This window comes from Brumicola blandensis, assembly GCF_031846165.1.
In the GTDB taxonomy this organism is placed as follows: Bacteria; Pseudomonadota; Gammaproteobacteria; order Enterobacterales; family Alteromonadaceae; genus Glaciecola; species Glaciecola blandensis.
The window spans coordinates 57,519-79,832 of sequence record NZ_JAVRIE010000008.1 but is presented as its reverse complement, the minus strand read 5'-3'; the positions used below and the strand labels follow the sequence as shown (position 1 = coordinate 79,832).

The 22,314-nt window shown below is 41.1% G+C and carries 22 protein-coding genes; 4 read left to right on the top strand and 18 right to left on the bottom strand.

Annotated features, from left to right (window positions below; all coding sequences use genetic code 11):
• Positions 1-218 precede the first annotated feature (218 nt).
• The gene (locus tag RM544_RS16925) at positions 219-701 is read left to right on the top strand and encodes an RNA recognition motif domain-containing protein (RefSeq protein WP_311363006.1); all 483 of its coding nucleotides are present in this window, start codon (positions 219-221) and stop codon (positions 699-701) included.
• Positions 702-811: 110 nt separating this feature from the next.
• Here the strand turns inward: RM544_RS16925 and RM544_RS16920 are convergent, their stop codons facing one another.
• Positions 812-2,017, bottom strand: a complete 1,206-nt coding sequence (locus tag RM544_RS16920; RefSeq protein WP_311363005.1) for a DUF5610 domain-containing protein — start codon at positions 2,015-2,017, stop codon at positions 812-814.
• A gap of 123 nt (positions 2,018-2,140) precedes the next feature.
• On the opposite strand from RM544_RS16920, the gene trmA reads away from it, so the two are divergent.
• Positions 2,141-3,232 (top strand): tRNA (uridine(54)-C5)-methyltransferase TrmA, encoded by a 1,092-nt coding sequence (gene trmA / locus RM544_RS16915; protein ID WP_311363004.1) that lies wholly within the window; start codon positions 2,141-2,143, stop codon positions 3,230-3,232.
• On the opposite strand, the gene fabR is transcribed toward trmA, so the two are convergent.
• Entirely contained in the window at positions 3,229-3,837 is a 609-nt protein-coding gene (gene fabR, locus RM544_RS16910; protein ID WP_311363003.1) for an HTH-type transcriptional repressor FabR, read from the bottom strand. The genes trmA and fabR overlap by 4 nt on opposite strands.
• 112 nt (positions 3,838-3,949) lie before the next feature.
• Between fabR and RM544_RS16905 the strand changes: the two genes are divergently transcribed.
• Both RM544_RS16905 and sthA read left to right on the top strand, forming a co-directional pair.
• Positions 3,950-5,083: an acyl-CoA desaturase gene (locus tag RM544_RS16905; RefSeq protein ID WP_311363002.1), complete on the top strand. Its 1,134-nt coding sequence runs from the start codon at positions 3,950-3,952 to the stop codon at positions 5,081-5,083.
• Between the two features lie 91 nt (positions 5,084-5,174).
• Positions 5,175-6,593, top strand: coding sequence for a Si-specific NAD(P)(+) transhydrogenase (gene sthA / locus RM544_RS16900; RefSeq protein WP_311363001.1), 1,419 nt, complete (start codon positions 5,175-5,177; stop codon positions 6,591-6,593).
• Between the two features lie 58 nt (positions 6,594-6,651).
• On the opposite strand, the gene RM544_RS16895 is transcribed toward sthA, so the two are convergent.
• The 16 genes from RM544_RS16895 to RM544_RS16820 all read right to left on the bottom strand — a co-directional run bounded on the left by RM544_RS16895 (position 6,652) and on the right by RM544_RS16820 (position 22,085).
• Positions 6,652-8,343, bottom strand: coding sequence for a hypothetical protein (locus RM544_RS16895; protein WP_311363000.1), 1,692 nt, complete (start codon positions 8,341-8,343; stop codon positions 6,652-6,654).
• A 229-nt stretch (positions 8,344-8,572) separates the two neighbouring features.
• Positions 8,573-8,869 (bottom strand): pyridine nucleotide transhydrogenase, encoded by a 297-nt coding sequence (locus RM544_RS16890; protein WP_311362999.1) that lies wholly within the window; start codon positions 8,867-8,869, stop codon positions 8,573-8,575.
• Between the two features lie 210 nt (positions 8,870-9,079).
• Positions 9,080-10,843, bottom strand: coding sequence for a bifunctional diguanylate cyclase/phosphodiesterase (locus tag RM544_RS16885; RefSeq protein WP_311362998.1), 1,764 nt, complete (start codon positions 10,841-10,843; stop codon positions 9,080-9,082).
• Positions 10,844-10,979: 136 nt separating this feature from the next.
• On the bottom strand, positions 10,980-11,738 hold the full coding sequence (locus RM544_RS16880; RefSeq protein WP_409220095.1) for a phosphoadenylyl-sulfate reductase: 759 nt from the start codon (positions 11,736-11,738) through the stop codon (positions 10,980-10,982).
• A complete protein-coding gene (gene cysI, locus RM544_RS16875; protein WP_311362997.1) occupies positions 11,731-13,443 on the bottom strand; it encodes an assimilatory sulfite reductase (NADPH) hemoprotein subunit in 1,713 nt (570 codons plus the stop codon). Before cysI ends, RM544_RS16880 begins: the two co-directional genes overlap by 8 nt.
• Positions 13,443-15,257: an assimilatory sulfite reductase (NADPH) flavoprotein subunit gene (locus RM544_RS16870; RefSeq protein ID WP_311362996.1), complete on the bottom strand. Its 1,815-nt coding sequence runs from the start codon at positions 15,255-15,257 to the stop codon at positions 13,443-13,445. The genes cysI and RM544_RS16870 overlap by 1 nt, the downstream gene beginning before the upstream one ends.
• 105 nt (positions 15,258-15,362) lie before the next feature.
• Positions 15,363-16,118, bottom strand: coding sequence for a TIGR04219 family outer membrane beta-barrel protein (locus RM544_RS16865; protein WP_311362995.1), 756 nt, complete (start codon positions 16,116-16,118; stop codon positions 15,363-15,365).
• A 3-nt stretch (positions 16,119-16,121) separates the two neighbouring features.
• On the bottom strand, positions 16,122-17,114 hold the full coding sequence (locus tag RM544_RS16860) for a DUF2333 family protein (protein ID WP_311362994.1): 993 nt from the start codon (positions 17,112-17,114) through the stop codon (positions 16,122-16,124).
• Positions 17,115-17,226: 112 nt separating this feature from the next.
• Positions 17,227-17,427, bottom strand: a complete 201-nt coding sequence (locus tag RM544_RS16855) for a PspC domain-containing protein (RefSeq protein WP_311362993.1) — start codon at positions 17,425-17,427, stop codon at positions 17,227-17,229.
• Between the two features lie 185 nt (positions 17,428-17,612).
• Positions 17,613-17,915 (bottom strand): hypothetical protein, encoded by a 303-nt coding sequence (locus RM544_RS16850; RefSeq protein WP_311362992.1) that lies wholly within the window; start codon positions 17,913-17,915, stop codon positions 17,613-17,615.
• 261 nt (positions 17,916-18,176) lie between these two features.
• Entirely contained in the window at positions 18,177-19,196 is a 1,020-nt protein-coding gene (gene dusA / locus RM544_RS16845; RefSeq protein ID WP_311362991.1) for a tRNA dihydrouridine(20/20a) synthase DusA, read from the bottom strand.
• A 331-nt stretch (positions 19,197-19,527) separates the two neighbouring features.
• A complete protein-coding gene (locus RM544_RS16840) occupies positions 19,528-19,917 on the bottom strand; it encodes a RidA family protein (protein WP_311362990.1) in 390 nt (129 codons plus the stop codon).
• Between the two features lie 126 nt (positions 19,918-20,043).
• Positions 20,044-20,310: a hypothetical protein gene (locus tag RM544_RS16835; RefSeq protein ID WP_311362989.1), complete on the bottom strand. Its 267-nt coding sequence runs from the start codon at positions 20,308-20,310 to the stop codon at positions 20,044-20,046.
• 82 nt (positions 20,311-20,392) lie between these two features.
• On the bottom strand, positions 20,393-20,974 hold the full coding sequence (locus tag RM544_RS16830; protein ID WP_311362988.1) for a hypothetical protein: 582 nt from the start codon (positions 20,972-20,974) through the stop codon (positions 20,393-20,395).
• An 82-nt stretch (positions 20,975-21,056) separates the two neighbouring features.
• The gene (locus RM544_RS16825) at positions 21,057-21,626 is read right to left on the bottom strand and encodes an SEL1-like repeat protein (protein ID WP_311362987.1); all 570 of its coding nucleotides are present in this window, start codon (positions 21,624-21,626) and stop codon (positions 21,057-21,059) included.
• A gap of 78 nt (positions 21,627-21,704) precedes the next feature.
• Positions 21,705-22,085: a VOC family protein gene (locus RM544_RS16820; RefSeq protein WP_311362986.1), complete on the bottom strand. Its 381-nt coding sequence runs from the start codon at positions 22,083-22,085 to the stop codon at positions 21,705-21,707.
• Between the last annotated feature and the right edge of the window lie 229 nt (positions 22,086-22,314).

Sequence of the window (22,314 nt, the reverse complement as noted above, 5' to 3'; positions counted from 1 at the left end):
GAGATAAATGAATTTAGTTCAAGTGCTTTTTTCAAAAAGAGAGAAGTTTTTTGAAAAACCTGACTCGTTCGCACTTATTTTGCACAAAGTGACCATTTATTATCCAATTTGAAATAAATCGCCTATTTTACGCATGGAAAACTAGTAAAACTCGCGCAAAACCGTCATATTGTAGGGGCCTTTTACATAACATTAACAAAAAAAGATAAGGGAAGGTTATGGTATCCATAAAACTGCCACTCGTACTCGTGGCAACAATCATATTAGCTGTGATTGGTTTTTTTACTTCATCGTCGGTATTGGACCAAGATGCAACTACATTACAAAAATCTTTATTTTCGGTCGGGGTGGTCGCAAACGGCCTTTTGATTATTATATTGAGTTCACTGACTAAAACTAGTTCAACTGTTTCGGAAACAAATGAAAGCGCTAGCACAGAAGGAGAAGATGACATAGCCACATTATATGTGGGTAATCTTCCTTACCGTGCTAATGAACAAGTTGTAAAGGAACATTTTGAGAACTTTGGTTACGTTAAATCAGTTCGTTTAATGAAGGATAAGCGCACTGGTAAACGCAAGGGTTTCGGTTTTGTAGAGGTAGGTGTTGACGCAGCCGAAAGCATGATAAAGAAACTTAACGATTCTGACTTCCAGGAAAGAACGATTAAGGTTAGGCCAGCTAAGGATAAGGTAGCCTAAGTTCTATTACTAAGGAAACGCGAAAAGCCCACCTTAAACTTAGATTGTTTACGTTACATAATAATGTAAACCTTCAACAGTTTTGGATGGGCTTTTTTGTATCTATCAGATTAGTATGTAGTTTGTGGTTCGATTCCTTCCAACAGCTTCGCATTGAAACTGTGAAAACGATTTATCGCTGTCAAAATATCCGGCACCTGCACATCTTTCAGTTCATTAACCAAACTATTAATAACGGCTTTAAAGTCACCTTCATTTTCTAGCTGCTCATTTGCCGTATTTAACCCATCAAGTACTTTATTCAAATATTGCGCTACCGCCTTTGGTGCTTTTAGGTCAGCAGCGGTCTCAGAATAATTCTTCACTTCGTCGTATTTCTGCATTTTCTGATAACTTTCAGCTTTCGTTAATTGAAAAGCAAAACTAGCCAACTCTTTTGTATCATAGCCGATCTCTAAAGACTGTTTAAAAGCCTCTTCAATATCGCCCCTATAAAAAGTGTTCGCAATATCATCCGCTTGTGCAACAAGGTCACCAATTGCTTTTAATTCGTTGTCATCCAAATCACCACTAATCGCTAAAGAAAAGTTTGCTGACTGCTCAAAAACGGTTGAACTCGCAAAATTGCCTTGATCACTGACCAAGCTCGCTGAGCTGTATTGTTCTTTTAATCCAAAACTCACTTTTACTTCATCACCATCGCGAGTTCGGACGTAAAACTCACTCTTTTCCGCTTTCGTCGAACTTTCAAAATCTAGGGAGCTAGCGTTTATCTCAGGTGATTTACCGAAAACTTTGTCTTCGAGTTTGCCTATGCCGTCAAATATGGACGATTTACTTGCCGCAATGCCTTGGGCAATTTCATCATTCAATGTATCACCCAGTTCTTTCTCGGCTAACTCAATCCCCATCGTTACGCCTGTTCTAGCCTGCTCAAACAAAGCTGTTAACTTATCGTCCGAGTCACCGTTCGAAGCGGCTTTATTAATGACGCCCCCAACGAAAGATAGAACGTTTTTCGCCACCTTTTCAAAATCAAAAAGAGGCTTTTGATTCTCTTTTTCATCTTCTGTTGATTTTGGGCTTATGTCGGCTGACTGTCCATTGACAGACAAGGTGCTATTGATCGCCCCGCTTAAAACTCGCGCAGCAACCTTTCGATTATCAGAAATAGCTTCGTTATTTTGAGCAAAAGATTGTTGTAACTCTTTAGCTTGTTTCAAACCATCTTGTTGAAGCTGTTTATTCAGGGCAACCTCAGGCCTTACCTGTTTTGGCTGCTCTGTTGGAAAACTCTTTATTTCACTAAAATTCATGACAGATACCTCACTATCCTCAACATCTGTATCGACACATAAAAATAAAACCTTTAGCTTTAACTTGGTAAATTCTGAAAAAACTTTACAATTCGCGAAATTCAAACGTTTTTTAGGTTCATCATGTCAGTAGATTTAACGAGTAAATACAAGGCTCAACTAGATAATAAAGAACAAAAGGTTCGCACTCTTCTGCAGCCTTTTTATCAAGATGAAATAGACGTATTCGACTCTGAACCTGAGCATTTTAGGATGCGCGCAGAATTTCGAATCTGGCACGATGGCGCTGACACTTATCACATCATGTTTAACAAAGAGACAAAAGAGCAATATCGCGTTGACCAATTGTCAGCAGCTAGCCGAGTAATAAACAAAGCGATGAAAGCAGTTTCAGAAGCCCTAATTGGGAATGAACCGCTGCGTAAAAAGCTTTTTCAGATAGATTATTTGAGCACCTTAACCGATGAAATACTGGTTACCCTTGTCTATCACAAACCTCTTGATGAAGAGTGGGTTAATGAGATCACTAGCCTGAAGCAAGCTTTAAGCTCTGAACTAAACATTCAATTTATTGGGCGTTCAAGAAAGCAAAAGGTTGAAGTTGACCAAGATTTTGTCATTGAAAGACTTCATATTAATGGTGAAGCTTTTGAATTTAAACAAATCGAAAATAGCTTCACTCAACCCAATGCACTGGTGAATTGCAAAATGATAGAGTGGTCTGTTGAACAAATTAAAGACCTGCCGGGTGACTTGCTTGAATTATACTGTGGAGCAGGCAACTTTTCTGTACCTTTGGCGAAGCACTTTGACAAAGTGTTGGCCACAGAAATATCAAAAACATCAGTCAACGCGGCCCAATTTAATATCGAAAGAAATGCTGTTGATAATTTGCGTATCGTCAGACTTTCAAGCGAAGAGTTTGTTGAGGCAAGTCGCGGAACAAGGGAGTTTAATAGGCTGAAAGATATTAGTTTGAGTGACTATAACTTTAGCACTGTTTTAGTTGACCCGCCTCGCGCAGGGCTCGATGATGCGACTATTGCTTTGATTCAAGAGTATGACAACATCATCTATATTTCTTGCAACCCGACTACACTTGCGGAGAATTTAGAGAAGCTTAATAAGACACATGACGTCAGTCGCGGCGCCATTTTCGATCAGTTCCCGTTTACTGAGCACATCGAAAGCGGTGTTTACTTGCGAAAACGCTAACCAACGTTTCGAGTCGAATATTCAACTGCGCCAAATTGAATAAAGCGCAGTTGAAGCTTCACTCTTTGTGCTATTCCTGAGCGCGCCGGTCCATCAGAATCTAAGGCTTCCGCACCTGCACTAAATACCAATTTCACCATCGCTTCAGCTTGCATAGTTGCAATATTTCTTGGAAGCTTTAACTGCAACACGACGTAATCACCTAACTCCTCAATAAAGTGTTGGATTTCACGGGCAACCGCAGCCCGAAACGCTGCTGATGTGCCGGTATGTTCACGCAACAATAGTCTAAATACATTTTTGTTAGCCGAAATAAATTCCATAAATGTATCTACCGAAATATCGATAACACCGCCGCCAGCCTCAATCCTTTGACGAGCTTGTCGCATTAACTGACGCAAGGCCAAGCCAGCTTCATCAACCAAAGTTAACCCTAATTCATTGATATCTGAAAAGTGTCGATAAAAAGAGGTAGGCGCAATACCCGCTTGACGAGCAACTTCTCGTAGACTCATTGCGGAAAGGCTTTTATCCTCATCGAGTAAGCTAAAAGCAGCGTCCACAATACGTTGTCGAGTTTGCAGTTTTTGTTCTTGTCTATTCATAGTGTGAAAGAATACAACAAAAACTGAGATATTAAGAACTTTATTTCTTGCCAAATACGGCAACAAAAGTTAAATTAGCGTACAGTTGTAAGCTGAAATTTTAGGTCATCATTTGAAAAAACCACCCATCATAATTACCAACGTATTGGTATTTAGTGTTCTTACATTATTAGCCTTGGTAGGGACACCAATTTGGGCATTCACCTATGGATTCGACGCTGTCGAAATAGGTTTTACTATCTTCTTGTTCTACTTTACTGGCATGTCTATTACTGCTGGTTACCATCGTCTTTGGTCACATAAGGCATATGATGCGCATCCGGTTGTACGGTTTATTTTAGCCGTTGGTGGCGCAATGACGGTGCAGAACAGTATTTTGCATTGGTCGTCAGACCATCGTGTGCACCACCGTCACGTTGACGTTAACGATCAAGACCCTTACTCTGCTAAGAAGGGTTTTTGGTATAGTCATATGGGCTGGATGCTAAGAGAGCATAAAGCAACTCGCTTCGCTGACTACAGCAATTGCCGCGACCTGCAAAAAGACAAAATAGTGATGTGGCAGCATAAGTACTATTTGCCGATCGTGTTGGTCTCAAATTTTGGCATCACTGGTTTGGTCGGTTGGTTAAACGGCGATGTCCTTAGTATGCTTCTGCTTGCTGGCGTGACGCGTATCGTACTCGTGCACCATGTTACATTCTTTATCAATTCACTTGCTCACATTTGGGGTTCGCGCCCATTCACAGATAAGAACACAGCTCGTGACAATGGTATTCTTGCATTTTTCACATTTGGTGAGGGGTATCATAACTATCATCATATCTTCGAATATGATTATAGAAATGGCGTCAAGTGGTGGCAGTTCGATCCGACTAAATGGATGATAAAAGCCCTATCTTATGTTGGTCTTACCAAAAATTTAAGGAAAACACCGGAAGAGCGCATTGAAAAGGCGAAATTAGAAATGCAGCTAAAATATGCGCAAGATAAGGCGATAACCTTACCAGACGCGGAAGAGATTTTAGCTAAGATGCAGCATGAGTATGAAGTCTTGATGCATAAAATGTCTGAGTTCTACGCGACTAAAAAGCGTTTAATGAACTTGAAGAAGAAAGATATTCAAAAGTCTTACGAGAGTTTTGAGCTCGACTTTAAGTGTAAAGAGTTAAAGAAAACCTTAGATGTGCAAAAGCAAAAATGGCGATCCATATATGCTTTCTACTTTGAGCTTCGGACAGCTTAAAGCTACAAATTAATAAGAAAGGATGCTTCGGCATCCTTTTTTATTTCTAAAATATTGATAAACTACTGAAAACAAGACTGGAAATGTATACATGCCACACAGAAAAAAGAACAGTAATGCCTTCGATTTTGATGCCGTCGTTATCGGCACAGGCCCTGCGGGTGAAGGTGTTTCTATGCAGCTTTCAAAGGCAGGCAAACGCGTCGCCGCAATTGAGCGATATGAATCGGTAGGTGGTGGTTGTACGCATTGGGGCACGATTCCATCGAAGGCTTTGCGTCACTCTGTCAGTCGTTTGGTTGAATACAATCAAAACCCGCTTTTTAACGATAATAACTCAACACGTAGCCTAACGTTCGCAGACATTATGCAGCATGCAAGCGGTGTGATCCGAAAGCAATCTCGTCTACGCTCATCTTTTTACGAGCGAAACAGCGTGCCTGTTATTACGGGAGAAGCGAGCTTTATTGATAAAAATACCTTGAGTGTCAGTCGTAATGACGGATCAGTTGAGACGATTACTGCAAAACAGTTTGTCCTGGCCGTAGGTTCTAGTCCCTATACACCAAAAGACATCGACTTTAAGCACCCAAGAGTCTACAACAGTGACACATTGCTATCGCTGAAGCACCACCCCAAAACAATCATCGTTTATGGTGCCGGTGTTATTGGTAGCGAATATGCTTCAATCTTTCGAGGTATGGGCGTTAAAGTGGATTTGGTTAATATGCGTGACCGCTTACTTTCATTCCTTGATACAGAAATATCAGACGCGCTAAGCTATCACCTTTGGAATAACGGCGTTGTGATCCGTCACAATGAAGAATACGAATCAGTAGAAACCCACGATGATTACGTTGTGCTTAACTTAAAATCTGGTAAGCGTATGAAGGCTGACTGTTTGCTATTTGCTAATGGTCGTTCGGGAAACACTGCCGAACTGGCACTCAAAAACGTTGGCTTGAAAGCAGATAGCCGCGGGCAAGTGAAAGTAAATAGTAACTACCAAACCGAAGTTGAAAACATTTATGCTGTTGGAGACGTCGTTGGCTATCCTAGCTTAGCATCAGCTGCTTACAATCAAGGGCGTTTTGCTGCTGAAGCAATGCTTTCAGGTGAATGCCACAAGGCGCTTGTCGAAGATATTCCAACAGGAATATACACACTTCCAGAGATCAGTTCTGTAGGTAAAACCGAACAACAACTGACTGAGTTGCGCATCCCATATGAAGTGGGAAGAGCTCAATTTAAACACCTAGCCAGAGCACAAATCGCCGATACGGTAGTTGGAAGCTTGAAACTACTCTTCCACCGCGAAACCAAAGAGCTACTGGGTATACATTGCTTTGGTGAAAGAGCGAGTGAAATTGTCCATATCGGGCAAGCTATCATGCAACAAGAGGGCGCTGGAAATACGATTGAATATTTCGTGAATACTACCTTCAATTACCCAACCATGGCTGAAGCTTATCGTGTTGCAGCATTAAATGGACTAAATAGAGTTTTCTAAATTTATTTAGCTAAAAAAAAACCTCCAAATGGAGGTTTTTTATGCTTTTAATTCGACCTTAGTCCATTTGCATGGTGGTCGTAAATACAATACCGGTATCGTCAACATCAGTAGACATGGACACTACCATTTTAGTATCTAACATGCCTTCCAATTCTGGTGGAATGGGCTGGCCGCTCATTTGCATGATAGGAAGCATCTGTTCGAAGAATTTACCGTAATCAATCTTCACAGCATTCATTCCGTTTTGCGTTAAACCTTCTGAAAGAACACTTTCCGCTTGAACTGTGCCTGCTTCGCCAGAATATAATACAAGATGTTCATCGCTTGCTTTGGCAAAAACTTCGACACCAAACTGACTTAGCATTGGTACTACGTCTGCCATATTTAACACTTCACCTTCGGCTGGAAGAGGCTGTTGTGCAAGGAACGGAACGAATGTTTGTAAACTAGCGTAAAGAGTTTGTATGTTTTCAGCAGATACAGAAACAACCGCATCTAAAGAGGTAGCACCCTCTCCACTCATATCAAACTCAAATTCGTTGATTGCTGCGGCAACACCATAGAATCCGTTGGCTACACCTGCCATCGCAAATGCGCCTGTAGGGTTGTTTTGTTGCATTTCAGCTTGAAGTGCCAATAATGGCTCGCAAGACAAGCTCATGTTAGACGCAGCAGACCACATGCTACTAACACTGCTACTCAAGGCTGACACATCTAAGCCAAGCGCAAGCGAAAGCATGCTTTTATTGTCGGTAGCATAGTTCGGTAAGAAGCCTCTAAGTGCTTTCAAGCCATCTTTAGCGACTTTACTGCTTGTAGGAATTAATACTCTGCCGTCGATATTTAGCGATTTACCTGAACTTTGGTTGATAGTAGTGTCGATAAACATGCCTGGCCACATCGCTGTCAGCATATCAACATCTGCTTTGCACTCAGGCGTTCTAAGCATCTCAAACTCTCTCGCAATCTCGCCATCGCCTAACACACCAATGTCTTTGGCAATTGAGTTTCCATCAACTGTAGTCAACATTTTGCCAATTTCTTGTGTGCTAATGAAGCCAATACCGTCTTTACTCATCTTGTATTCGTCGAACATTTTGCTGTAAATATCGCTACCTGTGATAGGATTTTTTGGCTTAGTAACTGCAAGTGAAAGCTTTAAATGCTCGTCATCAAATTCAGCTGCATGGAAAGTCATTACTCCCCAACCATCTGCTGCTCTGACTAATAATTCAAGACCGAGTTCTTCATCTAGCAAATAACTGGTATAAGCGACGCCTTCAATTGTTTTATCAGCATAAGTGATGCCAGAAGAGACTTGAGCATCACTGAAAAATGAAAGAAATTGCTCTTCACTATCTAACTCAAAGTGCATGACTGGTGATACACCTACGAAATAGACAAGAGAGCGCTGCGCATCTTTCATTCCCGTAGTAGAAACAAATGTTTCTGGCGCTGCAACAGCTTCAAAAAAGCCATTAAAGATTGCCAGTCCAAACTTTGATGCAGGATCATTCTCATCTTGCATCATTTCGTCGAATACCTGACCAAACTGATCGTACTGACCAGGCTGCATGCCCATAGATGCTAGGTAAGCAGTCATATTTAGCGGTTTCATTTGTGCAGATAGCAGCACAGTGTCAGCTGGAACGTAATCCAAACGCTCCATATCTTTGCTACCGCCTAGGAATTGGTATGCACCAACACCGACAGCAACTAGCAATAATACTACCAGTAGTTTTTTCATAGATGTTCCTTATTTATATCCATTCTTAAAAGCGAAACCCTTCGCTTTTCAATTAGTTGATGTGTTTTGTCAATTAAGGTGTGGGTACGGATATGCTTCTCTACCATCTCAATTGACGGTAGATAAAATACCATGTAATCGGGGTCATGCATAAGGTAAAACGATAAAATTCTGTGCCAGAAGCAAAAAAACCTCCCAAAAAGGAGGTTTTTATCAATTCGACTCAGTATTAGTTTTTAGCTAACAATGCATCTCTGTGCGCAACGACTTCGATTGTCATCGTTTTAGGATCGAAAGTCATAGTAGCAATTGCTTTATCACTTACGTCGCTCGCTTTTTGAATTACAGCTTCTTCAGCACGTTTGAAGACTAAATTAGACGCTATCTGTTTACTCATACACTCACTATTCATAGTCAGCGTAGTTTTATCCATACAATTGAACAACTTAGCTTCACCGGCATTAGCATTCGCAGACATCGCGATTGCTGAAACTGTCATCAACATGATTGTCTTTAAATATTTCATATCAGTTCTCGGTGAATTAACAGTGATTAAAGTATAGACAAACATAACCTCGAAATCAAGTGAAATCACACGAATATTACAGTTATATTACAATGATAAGAAAATAACATGACAATTACTGTCATAAAGCAAAACAAATCATCAAATTCGGGCATCAAAGAGGCAAGCGAAGCCTATTAAGTAAGATTAAATATGATAATAGTTTGTTGACTAGGTATCTTCTTGCACAACTTTGTCGCTATTTTGCGCCAACACAAATTTTCTAAGTTCAGTATAGGGCATTGGCTTTCCGAACAAGTAACCTTGTGCTTCATCAGTCCCCAGGGCAAGCATCTGCTCAGCTTGTTCTTCGTGCTCGACCCCTTCAGCAATAGTCGTTAAGCCTAACTGAAGTCCTAAATTTACAATAGCCTGGGCAATGAACGCATTCTTCCCGTTATCGAGATCATTGACAAAGGAGCGATCTATTTTCAGGCGATCAAGCGGCATCTTTTGGATATAGGATAAAGAAGAGAAGCCTGTTCCAAAATCATCAATAGCAATTGAAACCCCGAAGTCCTTGAGAGACTGTAGTGACTGGATAACAATTTCTGGCTCGTCCATTACCACGGACTCAGTAATCTCAAGTTCTAATAAGCTTGGCGGGACACCATGTATATCTAATATATATTTTACGTAGTCAACAAATTCAGAATCCCTAAACTGTAGTACCGATACGTTAACCGCCATTCGGAAGTTTTCATAGCCTAATAAGCAAAGCATTTTTAGACGGCGTACCGATTCAGCTAACACCCACTTACCAATATCGACAATCAAACCAGAATATTCTGCGAGAGGCACAAACACCTCGGGTGAAATAAAAGCGCCTTTGTCATCTTGCCAACGAAGTAAAGCTTCAACACCAATGATTTCTCTGGTGACTAGGTTTATTTGAGGTTGATACCAAACTTGTAATTTTTCGCGCTTAAAGTCTTGTTGTAAATTACGAATAATTTTCAACCTACTTTGTGTTTCACCATCCATTGAAGGTATATAAAATGCGTAGTTCCCGGACTTTGCTTTTTTGGCGACATTGAGCGCGATATTGGCACATCGAAGTTGGTAAATTGCATCAACACTCGGTCCGACCTTATACAAACCGATATGCACATTGACTTGCAAAGAATGTGAACCGACCGAGAACGCGGTTCGAAAAAGATCATTGATAATATATGGTTCGACAAAATTGGCGTCTCCAATTAAGCCAAATACATCACCGGTTACTCGACCAATTTTAACGTCGCTGCCAAAAGAGTTGGTTAGCCGTTTTGATACAGCGACCAAAAGTGCATTACCGATATCTTGCCCGAGACCATCGTTTACATCGCTGAAGTGACTTAGGTCTACTAACGCTATGTTCTGTGGGCCCTGAGTTTGCGCTTTACCAACACTGATCAGATTAATGAATTCGTTTCGATTTGGCAGTTTGGTCAACCAGTCATTAAAGGATGATTGTTTCAGTTTGCGAAATAAATTGGCATTCTCTAAACCGATACTTATTTGGCAACCCAAGGTTTCTGCAATTTTTTGTTCATCAATACTCAACAGTTCGCTACTTTTAAAGTATATAACCGCTTCTAATCCGGAATGTGAAAGATATAGCAGATTGTTGTGCTTTGAATAATAGTGACCCCGGGATTCAAAGCAATGCATAGCAAGCTGCAATACTCTCTTGGGCAAGTTATCTTCGGCTTTAGTCTTGACCAGTCGCGAATACTCATGATTTCCACCGAGAATATATAAATCATCACTCTCTTGGTCAATTAAGTAACCTGCTCGGCCCACACAAAAAGCTCCGCGGCTGGAAGGAACGACATTATTTAACTTAGCTAAATGAGCAGACAGATAGGTAGTGACCGAATCACTCGATATAGGACTTGATGTCGTATCGTTAACAACGTCAAGGCCGGCAATTAACGCTTCTGAACTCGACAAGATGAATAGCCTTTGGTTATGAACTTAAAAATTAAGTTACAGTAAAGGTGTTACCAAATGGAAACACTACTCTCAAATATAGAAAAAAACCAGCACTAACGCTGGTTTTTTGAACGATTTATTTTATTTTCTTGATTTAAATGCCGTCACCATCACCAAACTCGTGCAGCCCGCACTCCCGTTTCAAGCCATGGAACCGTGTATCTTGCTCTGACATGCCGTCTTGCAAAGCAACAGTGGTATGCCAGTCTCCGACCGAAACATAACCTTTTTCCCACAATGGATGATAGGGTAACTTATTAGCCGTTAGATACTCGTGCAACTGTTTGTTCGACTGGTCAAGTATCGGGTGGAACTTGAATTGTTTCGCTTGCTTCTGCAATACCTTAAGCTTTCCTCGCGAATCAGACTGATCTCGGCGCAAACCTGCAAACCAAGTTCCTATTGCTAGGTCATCTAATGCCCGTTTCATTGGCTCAACTTTATTTAAGTTGTTGTAAGTCTCAATCCCTTCTAAACCTTGCTCCCAAAGCTTTCCAAAACGAGCCTCTTGCCAAGCTGGAGAGATAGGCGCTGAGTAGACTTTCAAATTCAAGTTTAACCGCGCTGTCAACTCATCGATAAACTGATAGGTTTCCGGAAATAGATAGCCAGTATCGGTCAGCACCACAGGAATCCCAGGAGCGACTTCGTTGAGCAGGTGCAACATCACTGCAGACTGCGCACCAAAGCTAGATGACAACATATGGTTGCCAGGCAAGTAAGCCAACGCCCACTCTATTCGTTGCCTTACCGACATGTTCTCTAGCTTAACATTCCATTCCGAAAGCTGAGCAGGCTCAATATCAAAATCCAAACGGAGGCTTTCATTCATATTAGTTGCGAGACTAGTCATAAAAATCCCTAGCCGAGTCGACAACAGGTGCAATGATCCCTGCTCTAATGACATAATCGCCAAAAGACTCTTTCTCTTCACGCTCATTAGACCAACGACCAATTAGATCATCTAGGTGCGACATTATTTCAGTGTCGGTAATATTCTCTTTGTACATTCTTGGAATACGAGTTCCCTCGCGGTTTCCACCAATGTGCAAATTATATTTACCAGGACCTTTGCCAACTAAACCTACTTCAGCCAACATTGCCCGGCCGCAGCCATTTGGGCAACCTGTAATGCGGTAAATAATGCTCTCATCCTGCATCTTGTGCTTGGTTAGCATTGCTTCAATTTCGCTAACCGCTTCAGGCAAGTAGCGCTCTGCTTCAGCCATCGCAAGCGGGCAGGTTGGTAGAGAAACACAAGCCATAGAATCTTTACGCTGATTACTAACACTCGCTTCCATTAAACCATGCGCCACGGCAAGATCTTCGATCTGCTGTTTTAGTTCGCTTGGCACACCAGCGACAATTAAATTTTGATTAGCTGTCATTCTGAAATCACCGGTGTGTATCTTAGCAATCTCAGCACAACCTGTTTTTAAGGTTTTGCCGGGGTAATCTAAGATTCGACCGTTTTCAATAAACAAAGTAAGGTGATGTTTACCATCAATGCCTTCAACCCAACCATAGCGGTCGCCGCGAGTAGTAAACTCGTACGGTCTGCTATCTTCAAATGTTGTCTCTGAACGCTTTTCAACTTCTGCTTTAAAGTTATCTACCCCAACACGTTCAAGGGTGTACTTTGTTTTCGCATTCTTACGATTAACACGGTTACCCCAATCACGCTGAGTAGTTAGCACGGCAGCCGCAACATCGAGTGTTTTATCCAAAGGAATAAAGCCAAAGTCATCCGCCTTACGCGGGAACGTAGACTTGTCACCATGTGTCATGGCCAAACCGCCACCAACTAAAACGTTGAAGCCAATGAGCTTACCGTTCTCGGCAATCGCCACGAAATTCAAGTCATTTGCATGTACATCTACGTCATTATGCGGAGGTACAACGACGGTTGTTTTAAACTTGCGCGGCAAATAATTAGTTCCAAGAATAGGCTCATCTTCCTGCGTAGAATCAACCTTTTCGCCGTCTAACCAAATCTCAGCGTAAGCTTTTGTTTTTGGCAGTAGATGTTCACTTATTTTCGTTGCCCATTCATAGGCTTCCTGATGTAACTCAGATTCGACTGGATTTGACGTACAAAGCACATTACGGTTTACATCACCCGCAGTTGCAATAGAGTCGATACCCGCTTTATTTAGCGTTTGGTGCATCTGTTTAATATTAGGCTTCAATACGCCGTGAAACTGAAAAGTTTGACGCGTAGTTAAGCGAATACTGCCGTACATAGTGTAGTCAGCTGCAAACTTATCTATCACCAACCATTGATCAGGCTGAATAATGCCGCCTGGTAGACGTGCTCGAAGCATTACATTATGTAAAGGCTCGAGTTTCTGCTTCATTCGTTCAGCTCGAATGTCTCTATCATCCTGCTGATACATACCGTGGAAACGAATTAACTGGAAGTTATCGGCAGTAAAACCACCGGTAACATCATCTTTCAAATCTGTGGTTATGGTGCCTCTCAGCAAGTTACTTTCGCGTTTTAAACGCTCATTGTCAGCAAGTTTACCTTCAACAGTAAATTTTTTATCATCACTCATTAGTAAACATCCTTCTGATAACGTTTAGATTTGCGTAAATTGGTAACGTACTCTTTGGCTTCAGTCTCAGACTTATTGCCATGCACCGACACTAGCTCTAGCAATGCAGATTCAACATCTTTTGCCATGCGCAACGCGTCACCACAGATATAGAAATGAGCTCCTTGCTCCAGCCATTCAAATACTTCTTTGCCATTCTCGCGTAGACGGTCTTGCACATATATTTTCTCGGCTTGGTCACGTGAAAACGCCAAGCTGATTTTGCTTAACAGACCCGATTTTAAATAGCCCTGCCATTCGGTCTGATATAGAAAGTCTTGAGTAAAGTTAGGATTGCCAAAGAACAACCAGTTCTTCCCTTCGGCCTCTGTAGCATCACGCTCTTGCAAAAACGCTCTAAATGGCGCAATACCGGTTCCAGGACCTATCATGATGACTGGCGTATTTGGGTCACTTGGCAGTCTGAAATTGTCGTTATTTTCAACATAAACATTCACATTTTGACCTTCTTCCAAACGGGTTGAAAGAAAACCCGATGCGCCACCTTGGTGAGTAAAGCCATTCGCTTCATATTCAACGTGTGCAACGGTTAGATGTACTTCGTCTTCTACTTCTGCTTGACTCGAAGCAATTGAATACAAGCGCGGCGTAATTGGACGCATCGCATCAACTAAGGCTTGAGCAGATACCTTGGCAGGATACTTCTCAACGATATCAACAATTTGTGATACTGATAAAAATTCACGTAAGGCTGTTTTATCTTCCATCAAACTTGCCAGTTCTTTGTCGTTTGTCGCGGCCAAATACGCTTTTACAAATCCAGGGTAGCTTAGCGTTAACTCTAATTTATTGACCAAGGCATCAAGCAAAGAGTAATTAGCATCGGCAATGGTTACTTGGTCATCTGCTTTAGTATCAGTTGCTGTCATAATTCTGCCAGCAAGCGCTTCATCATTACTAAACCATACACCAAGGGCATCGCCGGGACGATACTGAATACCGCTGTCTTCCAAGGAAATTTCTATATGGCGAATATCTTTTACTGAGTTTCGACCCGTTATTTTTAAGCTTTCACTTAACGTCGCAGCGAAAGGATTTTTCTTGTTGTATAAAGACTCTGCAACTGCATTTGCAGCTGGAGTTAGATTGGCAACTTGTGTTGTTTCAACAGGCTTCAACTCGTCTTTTAACTTGTTATTAAGCGCAACTGCCCAGTTTGCAATTGCCTCATCATAATCAACATCACAGTCTAGACGCTCAACTAAAGCTGTCGCGCCAAGGGCACACAATCTTGTGTCGAAGTCCTTGCCGGTTTGACAGAAAAATTCGTAGCTTGTATCGCCCAAACCAACCACAGCATATTTCAAATTAGGCACTTTCGGCGCTTTCTTACTTGCAAGGAATTCATGCAGTTCGATTGCATCATCTGGTGCATCGCCCTCACCATGAGTGCTTACAATAACGACCAAATGAGTTTCATTTTTTAATTGACGTGGCTTGTAGTCGGCCATGCTAATCACATTAGCATCGAAACCTTGCTCACTCGCGGCGGTTTTATAAGTTTGAGCGACGCTTTTCGAGTTACCGGTTTGAGAGCCATAAAGAATTGTTAATTTTGGTTGTGCCGCAGCAGTGCTAGCAACCGCTTGCCCTGGTTGTGCACCAGAACTTGCAACGCCACCAGCCATACCGGCAAAGTAGCCACTAGCCCAAATAAGCTGTTCTTTATTTAACACAGATGCCGCTGATGACAGCAGTTGAAGCTGCTGTTCATTCAGGGCAGAAAAAGAATTATTGCCGTTATTTACTGTCATTTCTCGTTAACCTTAACCATATTGCGGATAAGGTTAGCGAGTTTTTAGCATAACGTGAAAGAATTAAATCAGATTTTTTATTACTTTTTAGACTGAAAGAATCAATTAAAAGTCAAATTCAAGACCAACGAACACACCGCTGAACTCTAAATCTGCATAAAAATCATCAATATCGTCCAATTCAACTGTTACTGCGCGATAGCCAGCTTGTAGTGTCATATCTAAAGCAAGTGACTCAACGAAGCTGTAAGTTAACGCTGCTTGAATATCTGAAACAGAGTGGTCTCCAATCGCTAAGAAGCTGCCTTCAGCATAGACACCAAGGCCAGTGAAAGGTAAACCAACTTCAGCCTTAGCATAAGCCATCGGAATCACGCCAGAAAACTCTTCTGTGGCAGTGCGGTTAGATTCTGACTCACTGACCACAATAGTACCGTCTAGGTATTTACCGTTTAAGCCGATATCAACGCTAACTAGATCATTATCTAGGATTTCGTAATACAGAATAATATCCGTCGCACTCATTTCGAAGTCTGTGCTTACATCAGTATTTGCTGAGTATAGCTCGCCGTTAAATTCGAACTGACTGTTAAGATTAGTGAAACCACTAGTGTCCATCGTCGTTCGGACTAGTTTTAGGTTCGGAATTAGTGGTACTGGGTGTTCCAATGCGACATATAATGAGCTATTTGTTTGATCATCGTATGAAAACTCAGTGAGTGATTCTTCGTTTGCAAAACCACCTTCTACGCCCATGTTCCATCCCTGCGCTCCAACATAGGCGCCCAACAGCGTATCGGCTTGTGCGGGTGCAGTTGCAACTGCAGCTAGCATTGCACAGCCTAAAAGTGACTTTCTCATATTTTATCCTTGGTTAAGTAGTTCTGATAGTTCGATTAAAGCAGCATTCGCTCTGGAAATATAGTTCGCCATTACTAACGAGTGATTAGCTAGCATACCAAAGCCATCTCCATTTAGTATAACGGGCGTAAAGATAGTTTCTTGAGTCGCTTCCAATTCTCTAATGATTTGACGTAAGCTTACGGTAGCATTTTTCTTCTCAAGAACATCTTTAAAATCGACTTCAACGGCTTTTAAAAAGTGCAGCAGAGCCCAGCTTGCGCCACGCGCTTCGTAGAAGTTATTGTCTAGCATAAACCAGCTAGTTTTGTTGGTCATTATTGAGCTTTGAGGCGTGGATTGTCTGGCATCAGCATCTCCCGCTAGCTCTGTGTTGATGACATCTGACCCTACACTAGCGCTTAGTTTTTGAGATAATGAGCCAAGTCGTTTTTCAACTTGTTTTAGCCAATCTCTTAAGTTGTCTGCTCTGGCGTAGAACTGCGTATTCGAATTACCAACTTTGCCAAGTTCGGCCTGATACAGATATAGTTGCTCTACCGCTTTCTCATAGCGAGATTCAGAGCTCGGTAATATCCACTTGTTGCTGTCATTATTGAAGAAAGGCTGTGCAGCTACTAATTGAGGGTTCTCAAGGCTTTGTGATTGAGAGCGGCTGAAGTCCTTGCGCATTGATAAAGCGAGGTCACGGCTCATTTCGAGCACGCCAAATTCCCATGATGGAATGTTGTCCATGAAAATACCGGGAGGAGTAACATCATTAGTTAAGTAGCCACCATTTTTGTACAACATTTCTTCTGTGACTCTTATTAATGTCGCAGTTGTCGTATAACCGGTCACAACTTCATGCCCATTTGCAGATGCCATGTCTTTGGCATTCTGTCTAACATCGAAGGTGTTTGGGGCAAAACTCCACCAAAAACCTAATAATGCAAATAATAGTATAATTAAGCCTAAACCTGCAGTAATTGTCTTCGTAGTAAAAAACTGTGCCATGATCATCCTTTGCATTGCTAAGCTATTATTAAAACGGAAAAAAAATGTCGTCTATCAAACGCATTTCTCTTCTCTCACTTCTATTATAGTTGCCCCTCTGTCTTTTGGGCAACTACTTATATCTGAGCAATAAAATTGCAAGGACATAAGCGAGCGCGGTTGCAAAGGGTAACATTGCCATACTAGCGACTGCTGCGACACGCACCCATAAAGGGTTTACATCAAAATATTTAGCTAGACCTGCACAAACACCAGAAATAATTGCTCTGCTTGGATCTCTAAATAAACGTCTGTCGTTAATTACTGTTTTCATTCTGTTTCCCCTACTTTGCTGCGTAAACTATTTTGTGTCTAAGATTTTGAAATACTCTAAACACATTACTAATGATGCACTCCCGAGATACAACACAATCGGGGTGGCCAAAAGACTGATTAAACTGATATGACCTAACATAACCCTCTCCTTGTCTGAATGTCGTCGAGCGACTAATCAAGAGATTAGTCGTCGCTTTTTTCCACAAGGTTTACGTCACTGTCTTTATCGACTTTTGCAATATCAGTAATGGTTACTGTTGTTGCTGGTAGCGTTGGGTCTTGGATTTTTGCAAACTGAAAGTTAGAGCTTGCTACCAAAATTGACTTATTAACTTCTTCGTTGATTTCAGCAGTAACGCTTTGCATTGCTGTTTTCATCACGTCATTTAAAAGAAGTTCAACCGGAGATAGTTGTGCTTGTGCAGCACCAGTAAATGCGATTGATGATACGAACAAAGTAGACAAAACTGTAAGCTTAATAGACATAATATTTTCCTCAAATGTTTTAAAAGTGTTGGTTTCGACTACTGTTGCAAAACCTAAAATTAGTTGCCTTATCGGCGAGTACACTTGAGCTATAGCGAGAGTTGTGCCAGTTTTTTAAAGAAATATTTTATCTATTAATTTCAGTCACTTAAAAAATAATTTAATTAATATAAGCGTAGAGGAAAGAAGATTGAATATGAGGTGTGGCGAAAAAAACCACTTAACTTAGTGGTTTTAACTAAAATTTAGTCCGTGTATTTTTTAGACACTCGGTTTGCTATCTAAAAATGATTTTGCTTTCTCTTGAGCATCAAGAACCTGTTCATATGCATCTAATAGAAGCGTTTTAGAGACGTCACGTTTGGTGCCGTTTTGACTGAGGTAACGACGCCAAATTCTACCGCCAGTTTGAGATTGGAAAAGCCCTAGCACGTGACGAGCTATGTGCCATACGCGTGAACCATTCTCTAGTTGGTGTTGAATATAGTCATTCATCGCTACGACGACTTGTTCTCTTGTAATGGGATTGGTGGTGTCGCCATAAATCTCATTATCAATACTTGAGAGAATAAAAGGGTTGGAATAGACTTCCCTTCCCATCATTACGCCATCTACATGTTCGAGGTGTGCTTTCGCCTCTTCGATTGTGGTAATTCCGCCGTTTATTGCAATGTTGAGATCTGTAAATTCATTCTTTAGGTCATATACACGTTGATAATTAAGTGGTGGTATGTCGCGATTCTCTTTCGGACTTAAGCCCTTTAACCAAGCTTTCCTGGCGTGAACCGTAAAGTCATTGCACCCAGCAGCGGCAACCAAAGATACGAATCGACTTAAGCCTTCGTAGTCATCCATGTCGTCAATGCCAATACGGCATTTTACTGTGACGGGAATGTCGACCTTTGCTCTCATTGCTTCAACACATTGTGCCACGGTTTCTGGCATCGCCATTAAACAAGCGCCAAAACTACCGTTCTTAACTCGGTCGGAGGGGCAGCCCACATTAATGTTTACTTGGTCATAACCGCGGGCTTGTGCTATCTCTGCGCAGTGCGCCATGGCATCAGGCTCACTTCCACCGAGTTGCAGAACAACAGGGTGCTCTTCATCGTTGTAACTAAGATAGTCACCTTTTCCGTAAATAATTGCGCCGGTTGTCACCATCTCGGTGTAAAGAACGGTGTGCTTTGAAAGTTGACGTAAGAAGAAGCGACAGTGTCTGTCTGTCCAATCAAGCATGGGGGCAACGGAAAAACGGTGATCTACAGTAGGCGTGGACAAAGCAATGAACTCTTAATTTTGTTAGAAGTAAAGCGATTTGCGTTGCAAGCCTTTGACTCATATCAGGATTGATACACGTCTTTCTGTTTTGCAAAGCAGTTTAGGTTTAATAAACCAATGCAGATTATACCATCGCACTGTAGTTAGAAGAAAGGAGAAAGCGTAGATATTGCATAGTATCAATCATGTTTAATAGAGAGCTTGTCTGGTTGCCACAATAACGTGAGGCGCTACTTTCTTTTTCTTAAAAAAACGAACAATGGTCAGCCTTTCGGTTTGGCGAAAACCCCAATTAACGGGCGAGTATTGAATTGCCTTTTAGCTACCGTTTCTACAGGTGTGCAATGCATTTTATTTCGATTTTTAGTTCAGGCTGAACAAGCCCAGAGACCTGAACAACTGTTTGGCTTACTTCGGGCATGCATCCATATGCAGATTCCCTTTCACCATAAACCGCTTCAACGTTTTCCATCAACTCGTCCATATTAGTAACAAAAAACGTTTCATCAACAATATTGCCCATATCTGCGCCGAACTGCGATAACACATCCTTCATATTTAAATAAGCAATAGCAGTTTGTTCAACAATACTTTGCGGAACAGCTCCACTATTATCTATACCAACCTGTCCTGCCATGTATAGAATATTGCCGACTTGAGTGCCCTGCGCAATAAAATCCTTAAATGGGCCGCTTCGATAGGTTTTCTTATTAATTTTCATTGTTTCGTTTTCCTCAGTTTTTTAAGAGTCCAACACTTCCCGCAAATCCGGCTAATGGTTTTGTCAATTGCGCAAGTATTTCCGCTTGACGCTTTGGCTATGAATTCTGCGTGCTCTCATGAATAACTATTTGACTGCGAATAGCGTCAATAATATTTTTTGATACGCATCGAAACACAAAAACAACACGACATACAGTCCTAAAATCACCAGTATTACCGCAGAATCTGAACCAAATTCTGGAGGTGATAAATCTAATTCGAAACGACTATTTATGATTGATACCTTTAGTAAATAATCAAAAATAATCCCAGTGACACTGAAGATAGACAATAGTCCAATCGCCCTATTACGATACCTGTTGATTATTGCTTTGATTTCCATTTCGCTCATAGCCACTCCTTTAAAATTGATTCATAACACTTTCAAAACCCGTTTTGGGGCGCTCTTTCAAAAAATGTGTTTTACTTTTTTGTTAGCTGCCATTTACCATTCGAGTCCATTCTGGGTTTATATTTTGTGATGAAGCATCTATATATTGCGTTACATCAGCACCTAAAAACAGATATTCAACCGCTCGAGGGTGAAAAGCTAACTTACCTTCAAAAAATAGGGGGCTTTCTTTTATTTGAGAGTACCCGTCCATTTTTACGCGACGTAAGATGTTTAGCCGAAACTTACCGTCCTTCCATTTAAATTGGAATCCCTCAAATGCTCCTAATTCAGAAGAACCTAGTACCTTTTCTGGCTCGCCATTAGATGTGATAATTGTTAACTGCGGAGTCATAGTTTGCTTGTTGGCCTTAATACCAAATAAAACATACTTTTTCCGTGTCTCATCCCACACACGAAACATTGCTCCAGATTCTGCAGGGCTTTCAAAGTCTAATTTAGAAACTTCTAAAAACATGGTGAAGTAACAGTCGTCCTCACAATTGACTTCAAATGAGTTCATTTCTGCATTGCCACTTGAAATGCTATGCTGACTCGAAAACAAATGCTGCGAAAAAGCATCCATGGAATGAACCAACAAGAAAATAACGAAAAACGTTTTCATACCAATTTCCTTTATACCACCATGTTTTTCTAACTTAATTTTAACTCAATACCAAAGGCAGATAGCGCCTTACTCAGAGGCCTTATAAAGTTGACCTGGCAAAACGTATCGCAGCTTCTTGTTGTTCAGAAGACAAACGATTCTTTAATTCTCCAGCCCCATCAATTGCATCTTGATACACACCTAAGTCAGACTCGTCGACATCATCTTTGTTAGGACATAATAGAAATATAGATTCATACCAACCTAGTGCTTTTATAAGATCGTTGTTCTTAAACTTTTCATCTGAGTAAGCAAAGCCTAAGTGCCGTCTTGCTTCAAGATCCCCTTTACTTGCGGCATCAATCCAGCTTTTTACCGCTTTGTTCCTATCTTGTGTTATACCTAAGCCATGATAGCTTAGAAAAGTCATAGTGCTTAAAGCCATAACTTTAAGCTCTTCTTCACCTTCATGTTTTAAAGGCGAATTAATAACGTAATTCCAATGAGCTGCAGCAACCGAATATACTTTATTTCTATATGCTGCAGTGCCCATATAGAACTGACATTCTATATCTGTGTATTCTAATTCTTCTAAGTATGTAACTTTACATTCCTCAGCGATCGCTGAAGAACAGAAGATTAAGGTGAATATTAGTATTATTCGTGACATCAACCCCAAATTCCTTTTATTGCATGACATTCATTACCGCTACAAAATTGCGCTTTATTTTTGCCCACTTCAAATTTTTTATGCACGTTTTTCAACTTTCCACGGTGGATTGATACGGTTTTCACCGGCCCAGTAAAACTTAATTTTATTCCCCGAAGGATCTCTCACAATAGCTTCTTTCCAAAGATAACGTTGCTCTGTTGGCGCTTGTTCAAACAAAATACCTTTCTTGGACAAGTCTTCAAATAGTTCATCGAGTGCTTTGTGCTCGAAATAAATGACTGTGTGATTTTCGAACTCATCTTGTTCTAGCGATAAGGAAAATGTTGAACCTCCATCTGGACAAACAAAACGTGCATAATGGGGGGTATCTACTATCTGAGTGAACCCTAAAAGGAGATAAAATCTCACTGAGTCTTCCATGTTATTTACAGGCAAAGTTACTTGATTTAGTTCCATTCCTCCTCCAAGTGCATAACAACTTATGATGGAGGCTGCACAGTAACGACTGAACTTATCCATTTTGGGTATCTTCCAAATCACAATATCAATACCTTACCGCCGATTAGGTGATGATTTCTACAGTTTTTTCAGTTGTTACTATGAATTAACAGTAGTGGCAGAATTGAAGTCGGTAGTTGACGAAAACAAAGTAGCGGCGTACAGTCACTGAGCGAATAAATTAAGG